Origin of the sequence: Thioclava sp. NG1 (genome assembly GCF_003122275.1) — a bacterium.
Taxonomy (GTDB): Bacteria; Pseudomonadota; Alphaproteobacteria; order Rhodobacterales; family Rhodobacteraceae; genus Thioclava; species Thioclava nitratireducens.
The window spans coordinates 429,042-440,838 of the sequence record NZ_QFBB01000001.1; the positions used below are offsets into that span (position 1 = coordinate 429,042).

Annotated in this window: 14 protein-coding genes; 5 read left to right on the forward strand and 9 right to left on the reverse strand. The window is 65.7% G+C overall.

The features are described from left to right. Window positions 1–45: 45 nt before the first annotated feature. The 3 genes from DEM26_RS02030 to DEM26_RS02040 all read right to left on the reverse strand — a co-directional run bounded on the left by DEM26_RS02030 (window position 46) and on the right by DEM26_RS02040 (window position 1,316). Window positions 46–213: a YdcH family protein gene (locus DEM26_RS02030; RefSeq protein WP_075773960.1), complete on the reverse strand. Its 168-nt coding sequence runs from the start codon at window positions 211–213 to the stop codon at window positions 46–48. 118 nt (window positions 214–331) lie between these two features. Continuing rightward, on the reverse strand, window positions 332–1,099 hold the full coding sequence (locus DEM26_RS02035; RefSeq protein WP_109171591.1) for a tRNA1(Val) (adenine(37)-N6)-methyltransferase: 768 nt from the start codon (window positions 1,097–1,099) through the stop codon (window positions 332–334). 4 nt (window positions 1,100–1,103) lie between these two features. Beyond that, entirely contained in the window at window positions 1,104–1,316 is a 213-nt protein-coding gene (locus tag DEM26_RS02040) for a putative signal transducing protein (RefSeq protein ID WP_075773958.1), read from the reverse strand. 36 nt (window positions 1,317–1,352) lie between these two features. Here DEM26_RS02040 and DEM26_RS02045 point away from each other — a divergent pair, with 36 nt between their 5' ends. Next, a complete protein-coding gene (locus DEM26_RS02045; RefSeq protein WP_233242994.1) occupies window positions 1,353–2,387 on the forward strand; it encodes a polyprenyl synthetase family protein in 1,035 nt (344 codons plus the stop codon). Between the two features lie 46 nt (window positions 2,388–2,433). On the opposite strand, the gene DEM26_RS02050 is transcribed toward DEM26_RS02045, so the two are convergent. The 3 genes from DEM26_RS02050 to DEM26_RS02060 all read right to left on the reverse strand — a co-directional run bounded on the left by DEM26_RS02050 (window position 2,434) and on the right by DEM26_RS02060 (window position 6,987). Next, the gene (locus DEM26_RS02050; RefSeq protein WP_109171592.1) at window positions 2,434–3,315 is read right to left on the reverse strand and encodes a 4-(cytidine 5'-diphospho)-2-C-methyl-D-erythritol kinase; all 882 of its coding nucleotides are present in this window, start codon (window positions 3,313–3,315) and stop codon (window positions 2,434–2,436) included. Next, window positions 3,302–5,176, reverse strand: coding sequence for a tetratricopeptide repeat protein (locus tag DEM26_RS02055; protein ID WP_109171593.1), 1,875 nt, complete (start codon window positions 5,174–5,176; stop codon window positions 3,302–3,304). Before DEM26_RS02055 ends, DEM26_RS02050 begins: the two co-directional genes overlap by 14 nt. 164 nt (window positions 5,177–5,340) lie before the next feature. Further along, window positions 5,341–6,987, reverse strand: a complete 1,647-nt coding sequence (locus DEM26_RS02060; RefSeq protein WP_088722299.1) for an electron transfer flavoprotein-ubiquinone oxidoreductase — start codon at window positions 6,985–6,987, stop codon at window positions 5,341–5,343. Between the two features lie 237 nt (window positions 6,988–7,224). Between DEM26_RS02060 and greA the strand changes: the two genes are divergently transcribed. Both greA and DEM26_RS02070 read left to right on the forward strand, forming a co-directional pair. Beyond that, window positions 7,225–7,695, forward strand: coding sequence for a transcription elongation factor GreA (gene greA, locus DEM26_RS02065; RefSeq protein ID WP_078522518.1), 471 nt, complete (start codon window positions 7,225–7,227; stop codon window positions 7,693–7,695). 63 nt (window positions 7,696–7,758) lie between these two features. After that, window positions 7,759–8,805, forward strand: a complete 1,047-nt coding sequence (locus tag DEM26_RS02070) for a hypothetical protein (protein WP_233242995.1) — start codon at window positions 7,759–7,761, stop codon at window positions 8,803–8,805. 75 nt (window positions 8,806–8,880) lie between these two features. Here DEM26_RS02070 and DEM26_RS02075 read toward each other — a convergent pair whose 3' ends face one another. Both DEM26_RS02075 and mobA read right to left on the reverse strand, forming a co-directional pair. Then, the gene (locus DEM26_RS02075) at window positions 8,881–9,468 is read right to left on the reverse strand and encodes a GNAT family N-acetyltransferase (RefSeq protein WP_233242996.1); all 588 of its coding nucleotides are present in this window, start codon (window positions 9,466–9,468) and stop codon (window positions 8,881–8,883) included. Continuing rightward, the gene (mobA, locus tag DEM26_RS02080; RefSeq protein ID WP_255415013.1) at window positions 9,465–10,067 is read right to left on the reverse strand and encodes a molybdenum cofactor guanylyltransferase MobA; all 603 of its coding nucleotides are present in this window, start codon (window positions 10,065–10,067) and stop codon (window positions 9,465–9,467) included. The genes DEM26_RS02075 and mobA overlap by 4 nt, the downstream gene beginning before the upstream one ends. 88 nt (window positions 10,068–10,155) lie before the next feature. On the opposite strand from mobA, the gene DEM26_RS02085 reads away from it, so the two are divergent. Together DEM26_RS02085 and DEM26_RS02090 are read left to right on the forward strand one after the other, a co-directional pair. Continuing rightward, on the forward strand, window positions 10,156–10,902 hold the full coding sequence (locus DEM26_RS02085; protein WP_233242997.1) for an AzlC family ABC transporter permease: 747 nt from the start codon (window positions 10,156–10,158) through the stop codon (window positions 10,900–10,902). Further along, the gene (locus tag DEM26_RS02090; RefSeq protein WP_075773953.1) at window positions 10,899–11,228 is read left to right on the forward strand and encodes an AzlD domain-containing protein; all 330 of its coding nucleotides are present in this window, start codon (window positions 10,899–10,901) and stop codon (window positions 11,226–11,228) included. The genes DEM26_RS02085 and DEM26_RS02090 overlap by 4 nt, the downstream gene beginning before the upstream one ends. 353 nt (window positions 11,229–11,581) lie before the next feature. On the opposite strand, the gene rpmG is transcribed toward DEM26_RS02090, so the two are convergent. Further along, window positions 11,582–11,749 (reverse strand): 50S ribosomal protein L33, encoded by a 168-nt coding sequence (rpmG, locus tag DEM26_RS02095; protein WP_036638206.1) that lies wholly within the window; start codon window positions 11,747–11,749, stop codon window positions 11,582–11,584. Between the last annotated feature and the right edge of the window lie 48 nt (window positions 11,750–11,797).

Genomic DNA, 11,797 nt, shown 5'->3' on the forward strand with positions numbered 1-11,797 from the left:
ACGGGCCGCCCAAAGGACGGCCCGGTTAAACTCGTGGGAGGGCCCTCAGGCCGTTTCGAGGCGGCGGATTTCCTCTTTCAGCCGAAGTTTTTGCCTTTTCATCTGAGCGATTTCAAGATCGTCGACGCCGGGTCTGCGCGCAGCGCGCTCTACCTCCATCGACAGAGCCTCATGTTTCTTGCGAAGTTCGGTGATATGCGAACCAAGCGACATGGCAGTCTCCTCTCCAGTTGTCAGCCCGTCGATTGCAGCACAGCTTTTGAGTCGTGTCACGGAAATGTCGTATAGTGACGGGGCATCTCCATCATTTTCGCGAAATCTTGCGAAAGCACTAACGAGGAATAGGCAATTTTTGACCTTCGCGCAGAATTTCGCGCGCAATATCCGTCAAATCCTCCGCATCGTGTGAATGCATCGGCGCCGCGTGCAAGATCAGCGGCGCGAGAAGCTGCAGCGGCGTTCGCACCCCCTTGCGCGCCGTCACGATCACCCGCCGCGCCGGGCGCCCCACCCGCGGCGAGATCGGCAGGACGGTGATCGCGCCCGCGCGCCCCTGGAGCCCCGCCAGAAGGTCTGCCAGCCGGTCGGCCTGCTGGATGAGCGTGATCCGCCCCTCGGGCTTGAGACGCCGCAACCCCGCGTCGAGCCATGCGCTGATCGGCGTCGCCTCCCGCTGCGCGCGCTCGCGACCGGGATCGGCGGCGGGCGTCCCGTCTTCGGGGCTGAAATAGGGCGGATTGGCGATGACGTGATCGAAACTGCGCGCCCGCAATTCGGCGGGCATCTGCGCCAGATCGCCTTCGATCACCTCGAGCGCGATCCCGTTATCCGCCGCGTTGCGCCGCGCGAGATCGGCATAGTCCGGCTGCAGTTCCAGCCCGCTTTGCGCAAGCCCCGGCACCCGCCAGCCAAGACACAGGCTCGCCACCCCTGCCCCGCAGCCGAGCTCGAGAACCGACTGACTCGCTTGCGCTGGACAGGCCGCCGCCAGCAGGACCGGGTCCATCGCGGCGCGGTAGCCCGCGCGCGGCTGGGCGATCCGCAACCGCCCGCCGAGAAAGCCATCGACTGTCAGATCTTCGGGCGCGAACCGATCCATGCGCTCAATCCGATTTTATCTCGTTATCGCGCAGCACCGCCTGCGCCATGAACATGTCGCTGTCACGCACCATCAGGCGGCGCGGGAGAATCCCAAGCGAGCCTTCCAGCACGCTCGTATGGACGTCGAGTTGAAACGTGCTTATACCCTCGCCCTCGAGAAGGGCGGTCGCCATGGCCAGTTTCACCGGGTCCGTGCTGCGCAGTAGCTCTTTCATATCCCTCACTTACGGCCCCTTGCGAGGGCTGTCGAGATGAGGCAGATCGAAGGGATGAACATGAGCCTCGACGACAAGCCCGACAACACAGCGAAACCGCATGACCGGCTCGCGGAAGCCTTGGCCGACGACATGGCGGCGGTGGATGCGCTGATCGCCGAGCGCATGGCCTCGGAGAACGCGCCGCGCATCCCCGAAGTGACCGCCCATCTGGTCGGCGCGGGCGGCAAGCGGCTGCGGCCGATGCTAACGGTGGCGGCGGCACGGCTGTGCGGCTACGAGGGCAATCTGCACCACAACCTCGCCGCGGCGGTCGAATTCATCCATACCGCAACGCTGCTGCATGACGATGTGGTCGACGAGAGCAAGCAGCGCCGGGGCCGCCCGACCGCGAACCTGCTCTGGGACAACAAGTCGAGCGTGCTGGTTGGCGATTACCTTTTCGCGCGGTCGTTCCAGCTGATGACGGATACAGACAACCTGCGGGTTCTGTCTATCCTGTCGAACGCCTCCGCCGTCATCACCGAAGGCGAGGTGCTGCAGCTCTCGGCGGCCGAAGACCTGAACACGACCGAGGACACCTATTACAAGGTGGTGCGCGGCAAGACGGCGGCTCTGTTCTCGGCGGCGACCGAGGCGGGCGCGGTTCTGGCCGGCGCGCCGGAGGAACAGATCGCGGCGCTGCACGATTACGGCGAAAGCCTCGGGATCGCGTTCCAGGTGGTCGACGATCTGCTGGATTATCTCAGCGATGCCAAGACGATGGGCAAGAACGTGGGCGACGATTTCCGCGAGCGCAAGCTGACGCTGCCGCTGATCAAGGCGCTGGCCAAGGCCGACGGCGAGGCCCGCGCTTTCTGGACCCGCACCATCGACAAGGGCGATCAGCGCGAGGGCGATCTGGAGCATGCGTTGGAGTTGCTGAAGGCGACCGGGGCGCTGGAAGAGACCCGCGCCGCAGCCCTCGAGTGGGCCGATCGCGGGCGCGAGCGCCTGCAGATCCTGCCGGAAAGTGAGCTGCGGCAGATGCTGGACGATCTGGCCGATTACGTGGTGGCGCGGTTGCGCTGAGGGGGCACTACCCCCCGCCCTGCGGGCTCCCCACGGGATATTTGGGTCAAGAAGAAGAGGCGCGGCTATGGGGCTGCGCCTTTTGCGTCTGATCGCCGAGCATGCCGGAGGCCCGCCACCAGCCAGGGTGGCGCTGAGCCAGCGTGGCTTCCGCAGCCTGCGCGGCGTCCAGCGTCTCGAACAGCGCGAAACAGGTCGCACCAGAGCCCGACATGCGCGCGAGACGACAGCCGGGGAGCGTCATGAGCGCGTCCAGCACCTCCCCGATCACGGGGGCCGAGGCGATGGCAGGCGCCTGCAGATCGTTACGCTGCGTGGCCAGCCAGTCGATGCAGTCAGGCGCGCCAGTAAATGTCGGCAGCACGTCGGGCATCGGGGGATTGTCCTTCGAATCTAGCCCCTTGAAGATCGCCGGCGTCGGCACCTCCACACGCGGATTCACCAGTAGCGCGGGCAGCGGCGGCAGCGACACGAGGTCGAGCGCCTCACCAATGCCGCGCACGCGCTGGGGGCGTGGCGTCAGGCACATCGGCACGTCTGCCCCAAGTTGTGCGGTCTCCGCCGGCAGCGGATGGTCCCAAAGCGCAGCCAGCGCCCGCAGCGCAGCCGCCGCGTCTGACGATCCACCGCCGATGCCCGAGGCGGGTGGCAGATATTTGTCGAGATGGATTTCCGCCCCCTGCCCCGCCGGGCGCGACAGAAGCGCTGCGGCCTTCAGCACGAGGTTCGACGGATCGGCAGGCACACCTGCCGCTTCCGGGCCCGTCACACTGAGCGACAGGATGCCGCTTTCGCGCAGCACGAGCCGGTCGCCCATCGGCCCGAAGGCCACGAGGCTGTCGAGCAGGTGATAGCCATCGGCCCTCTGGCCGATGACATGCAGCGTCAGGTTGATCTTCGCAGGCGCGAAAGCGTCAATTATTCGCATCGCTCGCGGGCGTTTCGGGGGCGGCCTTGGGGCTATCCTTGCTCGGGCCCTTATCCTCGAGCGGTGGCAGACCCTGCTCCTTGCGCTGCTGGTCCAGACCTACCTCGATCTTGCGGCGGATCGCATCGGGATCGAGTTCCTCGGTGGTCTCCGCATCGTCGGTCGCGAAGGACAACGCGCGGCGCCACTGGAATTTCGCCTCGCGCTGGCGGCCCACGGCCCAGAGCACATCGCCCAAGTGGTCGTTGAGCAGCGGATCGCGCGGCTCGAGCTCCACGGCTCGCTCCATCTTCTGGGCCGCCTCTTGGTAATGGCCAAGCTTGAACAGCGCCCAGCCGAGGCTGTCGATGATGAAGCCCGCATCGGGACGCTCGGCGGCGGCCTTGCGGATCATGTCGAGCGCCTCGTCGAGGTTTTCGCCCTTGTCCACGTAGGAATAGCCCAGATAGTTCAGCACAGAGGGCTGATCGGGCGAAAGGCGCAGCGCCTCGCGGAAACCCTTCTCGGCCTCGTCCCAGTTACCCGAGCGTTCCTGCGCGATGGCGCGCGAATACCAGACGAACCAGTCCTTCGGCTCGGGTTGGCCGAGCAGGTCGATCGCCTTGTCATAGGCTTTCGCAGCCTCGGCGAAGCGGCTCTCACGGCGCAGCGTATCGCCCAGAGCGGTCCAGACGCCGACGAGGTTGGGTCGGCTGCGCGACAGGTTCTCGAGCACTTCGATCGCCGCATCGTTGCGGCCCGCGCGCACCATCGATTCCGCGCGCCCGATTTCGGCGGCGTGGTAGATCGGGCTGTCGGGCTTGATATCGGCATAGGCTTCGATGGCCAGATCGTATTGGCCCTGCTGGTCGAGCATCGACGCGGTCAGCAGAGTGGCGTCATCCATGTCGGGCCGGATCATGTTGGCCAGCCGCGAATGCACCAGCGTGAACGTGTCGGGCGCATCCCCGATCAGCGCCTGCGCGACCGAGTAATAGACCTCTGCAACGCCGTCGGACGCATTGCGCACAACGTCGAAAGGCAGCGTGTCGCCCGCCTCCAGCTTGGAGCGGATATCTTTAAGCTGCGGGTCGAGATCCTTGCCGAAGCGATCCTCGATCAGCTTCAGCGCCTCCTTGTTCTTCTCGAGTTGCGAGAGCACCTCGACATGGGCCAGAACGCCGCGACGGGTCGAGGTGATCTTCTCGCCATCTTCGCCCGAGAGGATCGCATCAGCCCCCTCGTAATCGCCGACGAGCGCGAGTGCGAGCGCCTTGTGGAAACCCGCGAAGGCTGCGAGGCCCTGTTGCTTGCCGACCTCGTCGAAGGCAGCGGAGGCGTCGGACATCTTGCCGTCGCCCGCAAGCACCCAGGCCTTAGTCAGCCCGCCCACGAGCGGCCCCGGATCGGCATCGCTGTCGAGCAACTTGAGCGCGGCGCTCCAGTTCTTGTCATGCGCGTCCGCAGCGAGCACGGTCAGCGCCGCGATCTGGCTTCCGGTGCCGGCCTCGACCATCTGCTGCGCAAGCGGCTTGGCACGGTCGAAATCGGCGATCGCGATCTCCGAGACGAGCGTGGCCTCTGCCGTCGTGCCACTGGTATCGCCGCTGGCCATCAACTGGCGGTAGTAATGCGCGGCTTCGGCGAAATCGAATTGCTGCGACGCGATGCGCGCGGCGAGATAGGCCCCCGCCTCCGCAGGGCTCGGGTCATTCGCGGTGTCGCCTGCATCGCCTTTGGCAGCAGCACTATCGGCAGCCTGCGCGGCATCCTCGGCGCTGCCGGCCGTCGGTGCATCCTGAGCGAACAGCGGCAGGGGCGCGGTGGAGCCCATCAAGAGGGCGAAGAGCGCAAGGCGCAGCGGGGTCTTAAAACTCGGCACGAAACGGTCCTCTCATTCGGGTCGAAATCGAGCGTAACGGGGCGCTGCGGGCATTACAATGAGCCGAACCACCGCACGCGGGAAGCCGCCGTCACAGACACGGCGTTGTGATGGGGGCGAGGAGGGGTGGAAACGAAAAAGGGGCCCGCAGGCCCCTTTCGCGATCACATGTTCGGGTAGTTCGGCCCGTCGCCGCCTTGCGGGGTGGTCCAGTTGATGTTCTGGCTCGGATCCTTGATGTCGCAGGTCTTGCAGTGGACGCAGTTCTGGAAATTGATCTGGAACTTCGCGTCGTCGCCCTCGCCGACCACCTCGTAGACGCCCGCCGGGCAATAGCGCTGAGCGGGCTCGTCATATTTCGGCAGGTTCACCGAGATCGGGACCGACGCGTCCTTCAGCTTCAGGTGGCAGGGCTGGCTCTCTTCGTGGTTGGTGAAGGAGAAGCTGACATTAGTCAGGCGGTCGAAGCTCAGCTTGCCGTCGGGCTTGGGATAGTCGATCGGCTTGAAGTTTTTCGCCTCGCCGGTCGCTTTCGCATCCGACTTGCCATGCTTGAGCGTGCCGAAAAGCGAGAAGCCGAAGAGATCGTTGGTCCACATGTCGAGCCCGCCGAGGACGAGCGAGGGGACCATCCCCCATTTCGACCACATCGGCTTCACGTTGCGGACCTTCTTGAGGTCTTCGGCGATCGGACCGGAGCGCAGATCGGTCTCGTACTCGGTCAGCTCGTCGCCCGAACGCCCGCCCTTGATCGCGGCTGCCGCGGCTTCCGCCGCCGCGATGCCGGAGAGCATCGCGTTATGGTTGCCCTTGATGCGCGGCACGTTCACGAGCCCCGCCGAACAGCCCAGCAGCACCGCGCCCGGTACGGTCAGTTTCGGGATCGACTGCCAGCCGCCTTCCGAGATCGCCCGCGCGCCGTAAGCCACGCGTTTGCCGCCCTCCAGCAGCTCCGCAACCATCGGGTGATGCTTGAAGCGCTGGAACTCCATATAGGGGTAGAGATGCGGATTCTCGTAGTTCAGGTGCACGACGAAGCCGACATAGACCTGATTGTTGTCGAGGTGATAGATGAACGACCCGCCGCCCGCATTGCCGCCCAAAGGCCAGCCCATCGTATGGGTCACGGTGCCCTCGCGGTGCTTCTCGGGGTCGATCTCCCAGATTTCCTTCATGCCGAGGCCGAATTTCTGCGGGCAGTGACCGTCGGAGAGGTTGTGCTTCTCCATCACCACCTTGGCGAGCGAGCCGCGCACGCCCTCGGCGATCATCACGTATTTGCCACGCAGTTCCATGCCCGGCTCGTAGCCCGGACCCTCGGTGCCATCGGGGTTCTTGCCGAATTCGCCCGCGACGACACCGGCCACCCGGTCTCCATCCCAGACGATTTCCGACGCTGCCATGCCCGGGAAAATCTCGACTCCGAGGGCTTCAGCCTGCTCGGCCATCCAGCGGCAGACATTGCCCATCGAGACGATGTATTTGCCATGGTTCGACATCAGGCGCGGCATCGGCCAGTTCGGAATGCGCATCGCTCCGGCCTCTCCGAGGACATAGAAATTGTCCTTCTTGACCGGCACGGTGATCGGCGCGCCCTTGTCCTTCCAGTCGGGGATCAGCTGATCCAACCCGCTGGTGTCGAGCACCGCGCCCGACAGAATATGCGCGCCCACTTCCGAGCCCTTCTCGAGCACGACGACCTCGAGCTCCGGGTCGATCTGTTTGAGGCGGATCGCCGCCGAAAGCCCTGCAGGCCCCGCGCCCACGATCACCACATCATATTCCATCGACTCGCGCGTCACGTCGGTCATGTCTGTCGAACCCCTTGCTGGTCGTCCTAGCTGGCGTCCTGCCTAGCCTACCTCGCGTAACGAGGCAATTGTTACGCTGCGATGCCGCGCAACAATCTTGCGCCAAATTGCGCCGCCTTCCCGAACTGACGAGATCGGCAATTCGCCGCGAAAATCGCGCTGTCCACTTGACTTCCGGGGGTGAGAGCAGATTTAGATGCCCTGAATTGGGGACAGTTCCGAGTTCGGGAGCCTTCCATGGACAAACAACCGATGACGCGCGCAGGTTTTGACGCGCTCAACACAGAATTGAAAAAGCTCAAGTCCGAAGAGCGTCCCGCGATCATTGCCGCGATCGCGGAAGCGCGGGAACTGGGCGACCTCTCGGAGAATGCCGAATACCATTCGGCACGCGAGAAGCAGGGCTTTATCGAAGGCCGGATCAAGGAGCTCGAAGGGCTTCTGGGCCGTGCCGAGGTAATCGACCCGTCGAAGATGTCGGGCGCCGTGAAATTCGGCGCGACAGTGACCATCGTCGACGAGGACACTGACGAAGAGAAGACCTACCAGATCGTCGGCGAACCCGAAGCCGATCTGGAGAAGGGCAAGCTCAACATGAAGTCGCCTCTGGCGCGCGCGCTGATCGGCAAGGACGAGGGCGACTCTGTCGAGGTTCGCACGCCGGGTGGCGACAAGGCTTACGAAATCCTCAAGATCGTTTTCGCCTGACACGGACGCCCCTGCGCGGCTGCCTCTGAGCATGTGCCCGTGCGCCACTGACGGAGAGCCTGAATGGAAGGACCCGCAGAGCAGGACAAGGATCGGTTCGCCATGCCCGGCGGATCTCACCCGCCTGCCGGTCGTCCGCGCCTCAAGACACGCTTTCCCGGCGCGCCGGAATGGATCGCGCTGGGGCTGAGCATCCTGTGGGTCTTCCTGGTCGCGGCCTTCTGGTTCTTCGCACCCGGGATCGCGCGCGCCGCGTCGCTGTTTGCCACCGTCAGCCTCGTCGTGGGGATGGCGGTGCCGATCGTGATGGTCTGGGTCGCCGCCGTGACCGCGCGCGCTACCCGCGAGATGCGCGCCGAAACCGCCGCGCTGCGACAATCGATCGAGGCGATGCGTACCGCTTGGCTCAATCAGCAGGCGATGCGTACCGATCAGAATGTCGAGAAGAAGCTCGACGAGATCGCTGCCGTCGCCCGTCAGGCGGAGACCACGATCGCGACCTTCGCCTCGCGCCGCGATGTGCAGGCAAGCCAGCCCTCCGCCGACCGCAAGGCGGCGCTGGTCGCCCCGCCCCCGCCCCGACCCGATGACAGCGAACCGATGCTGGCGCTCGGCACCCCGGCGGAGGACCTCCGCGCGCCGCTCTCGGTCGCGGATTTCGTCCGCGCGCTGAACTTCCCGGATTCGCCCGACGATACCGAGGGCTTCCGCGCGCTACGCCGCGCGCTCGAAGACCGTTCGACGGCAAAGCTGCTGCGCTCGGCGCAGGATGTGCTGAACCTGCTCGCGCAGGACGGCATCTACATGGACGACCTCAAGCCCGACCGCGCCCGGCCCGAACTATGGCGTCGTTTTGCGCAAGGCGAGCGCGGCCGCGAGATCACCAGCCTCGGCGGCATTCGCGATCGCTCGTCGCTGGCGCTCAGCGCGGGCCGGATGCGCGGCGATACGATCTTCCGCGACGTGGCGCATCACTTCCTGCGCCAGTTCGACCGGACCTTCGCCGAGTTCGAGAAGAACGCCTCCGATCAGGACATCGCCGAGATGGCCGAAACCCGCACCGCCCGCGCCTTCATGCTGCTGGGGCGCGTCACCGGCAGTTTCGACTGACGGGCCAGCCCCTCGGGCTTCGCCCTCGCCCCCCCGGGGATATTTGAGCCAATACGAAAGGGCGCGGCGGAGCCTTCAGAGCGCGCGGCGCATCAGTTGCACCGAACGGAAATCGAAGACCAGCCGCGTCAGTCGCGAACTGCGCCGCCCCGTCACCTCGAAGCCCAGCCGTTGGTACAAGGCGCGTGCGCGCAGGTTCTCGTCGATCACGTCGAGACAGAGCGCCCGGTAGCCACGCCTGCGCGCCTCGTGGGACAGCGCCTCGATCAGCGCGCGCCCGATGCCTGCGCCGCGCAGTTCCGGGTGGACGGCGATCCCGTCGACCATCATTCCGCCTTCGGGCAGATCGTGGGCCAGAAGATGCAGGCAGGCGCCGCGCCAGAGCCCGCCACCGCGCCCGTAATGGCTGCGCAGATCGGCCCAGCTACCGCCGACGAAGGAGCCGCGCAGCGTGCGAAACCCGACCACCCCGACCAGCGCGCCATCGCCATCGAGCGCCGAGAGCGCGTGGCTCGGATCGATCACCTCGGCGATGAAGCCCAAGGCGCGCTGCTCCGGCCCCATCACGCGGCCGAGCTTGCCGCCGAATGCCTGCCAGTAAAGCTCCGCCGCCGCTGCGCGATGCTCGCGTGCGAGCCCGTGCCGGATCGACACCTGGGTCACCGGGTCGCCTCAGCCAGATGCGCGGCCGCCGTGGCGAGATCCTCGGGCGTGTTGAGATTGGTGAACGGGTCTGGGCTGCCCTCGAACGCCACCCGCGTCGCCTCCGGGAAGGCCGCACGCAATCGGCGTTCGCCCGAGGCGAACAGCTCGGCTATCCGCGGCCGCTCCATGACCGGGCACAGCGCGACGCTCGGGTGGTCGCGACCGGCCGAGGCGGCGTAAGCCGCGCCGCCGGGAGCGCGCAGCCGGGCAACGAGGTCGCGGGGCAGGAAAGGTGTGTCGACGGGAACGCTGAGCAGCATATCCGCGCCCTGCTCCGCCGCCCAATCCAGCGCGCTCAGGAGCCCCGCCAGGGGGCCCTCGCCCTGCCTTTGGGGCGGATCGGGTAGAACGGGGATCGGAGCGAATCGAACCGCCGCACCATTGGCGGAGATCGCGAGCCCTGCCACCTGCGGACCGATCCGTGCTGCGACATGGGCAAATAGCGGGCGTCCGGCGAGCATCACCATCGCCTTGTCGACGCCGCCCATGCGCCGGCCCTGCCCGCCCGCAAGGATCACCGCGACCACGCGCGGCCCGACTTCTTCGCCAGCGGTCAAGATGATTGCCTCCAATACAATCGCGCGCTTTGCCTTTGCCCGCATCCTTCCCTATCTGTCCCGCAACTGAGAACGGGAGACAAGCATCATGTCGGACATGACTGCGAACGGGACGGCCCCGAAAGGCGCGGTGCGGGCCGCCTATTGGCGCGGATTTCGGCATGGCCTGCCGTTCCTTCTGGTCATCGTGCCTTTCGGCCTCCTGTTCGGCGTGGCCGCAACCAGTGCGGGGCTCGATCTGGTCCAGGTGATGGGCTTCTCGGTGATGGTCATCGCGGGCGCCGCGCAGTTCACCGCATTGCAACTGATGGGCGATCACGCGCCGGTCGTGCTGATCCTCGCAGCCTCGCTTGCGGTCAATCTGCGCATGGCGATGTATTCGGCGGCCCTCACCCCGCATTTCGGCAAGGCGAAGACGTGGCAGAAAGCGTTGGTGGCCTATTTCATGGTCGATCAGGCCTATGCGATGGCGGCCAATGAATACGAGGCCGAGCCCGACCTGAGCCGCGCCGAGAAGCTGGCCTATTACGCGGGCGTCTGCTCCCCGGTCTGCCCGAACTGGTATGTCGCGACCCTTGTCGGCGCATTGGTCGGCGCGCAGATCCCGCCGGAATTCGCGCTCGATTTCGCGGTGCCGATCACCTTTCTTGCGATGATCGGGCCGGCGCTGCGCACGTTGGCCCATGTCGCCGCGGCGGCCGTCTCGGTCGTGGGCGCACTGGCGCTGAGCTTCCTGCCCTCGGGCGTTGGGCTGATGATCGCCGCCGTCGCCGCGATGGTGACAGGCGCGCAGGTCGAGCTTTGGGTGGCGCGTAGAAAGGCGGTGCGGGAATGAACGGCTATTCGGACGCTTTGGTCTGGGGAATCATCGTCGCACTGGGGATCGGCACCTACTTCCTGCGCTATTCCTTCATGGGGTTTCTCGGCGACCGGCAATTGCCCGAATGGGCGCTGCGCTACCTGCGCTACACGCCGGTTGCGGTGCTGCCGGGGCTCGTGGCCCCGCTGGTGCTGTGGCCCGCAGGTACCGGCGGTGAGACCGACCCCGCGCGGATGATCGCGGCCTTCGCGACGCTCGGCGTCGGGATCGCGACGCGCAACACGCTGTGGGCGATTCTGAGCGGGCTCGCAGCGCTTTACCTCTCGCTGTGGCTGGTGTGAGCCGCAGCCTGCGCTGAAGGCGCAGATCGGGGACTCCAGAGAAGCCACCGAAGCGGCGAACGCGGATTGCGCGAGCAATGCACCGGGGAAACCCCGGTAACTCCATTTTGAGCCTCCAGAGGGCCGCGCCCGACCTCGGGTGGGCGCTTTCCCCGCCTATGGCAGGGTGCTTTATCTCGCAAGCCCGCAAGACACATAGACCCGCGACGACATCGCCAATGCGCCCTCCCCGGGGGAGAGGTCGGGCGCGGCCCGGGCGACTTCGCGGCTGATCCGGGCAGCCAGCTTCCAATACAAAAAGAAAAAGGCCGTGCCCGGAGGCACGGCCTTCTAACCGTCAAGGTCAGGCGATCTTACTTGATCTTGCCTTCCTTGTATTCGACGTGCTTGCGCGCGACCGGATCGTATTTGTTCACGGTCATCTTTTCGGTCATGGTGCGGGCGTTCTTCTTGGTCACATAGAAGTGCCCGGTGCCCGCCGTCGAGTTCAGACGGATCTTGATCGTCGTCGGCTTCGCCATTGTCTATCTCCTAGCTCCGGGCATCGAAAAAACTACGCACCCGCGGAA

Excerpts from the sequence above, each read along its gene's own strand:
- DEM26_RS02030 (WP_075773960.1), bottom strand. The coding sequence starts at position 213 with ATGTCGCTTGGTTCGCATATCACCGAACTTCGCAAGAAACATGAGGCT.
- DEM26_RS02035 (WP_109171591.1), bottom strand. The coding sequence starts at position 1,099 with ATGGATCGGTTCGCGCCCGAAGATCTGACAGTCGATGGCTTTCTCGGC.
- DEM26_RS02040 (WP_075773958.1), bottom strand. The coding sequence starts at position 1,316 with ATGAAAGAGCTACTGCGCAGCACGGACCCGGTGAAACTGGCCATGGCG.
- DEM26_RS02045 (WP_233242994.1), top strand. The coding sequence starts at position 1,353 with ATGAGGCAGATCGAAGGGATGAACATGAGCCTCGACGACAAGCCCGAC.
- DEM26_RS02050 (WP_109171592.1), bottom strand. The coding sequence starts at position 3,315 with ATGCGAATAATTGACGCTTTCGCGCCTGCGAAGATCAACCTGACGCTG.
- DEM26_RS02060 (WP_088722299.1), bottom strand. The coding sequence starts at position 6,987 with ATGACCGACGTGACGCGCGAGTCGATGGAATATGATGTGGTGATCGTG.
- greA (WP_078522518.1), top strand. The coding sequence starts at position 7,225 with ATGGACAAACAACCGATGACGCGCGCAGGTTTTGACGCGCTCAACACA.
- DEM26_RS02070 (WP_233242995.1), top strand. The coding sequence starts at position 7,759 with ATGGAAGGACCCGCAGAGCAGGACAAGGATCGGTTCGCCATGCCCGGC.
- DEM26_RS02085 (WP_233242997.1), top strand. The coding sequence starts at position 10,156 with ATGTCGGACATGACTGCGAACGGGACGGCCCCGAAAGGCGCGGTGCGG.
- DEM26_RS02090 (WP_075773953.1), top strand. The coding sequence starts at position 10,899 with ATGAACGGCTATTCGGACGCTTTGGTCTGGGGAATCATCGTCGCACTG.
- rpmG (WP_036638206.1), bottom strand. The coding sequence starts at position 11,749 with ATGGCGAAGCCGACGACGATCAAGATCCGTCTGAACTCGACGGCGGGC.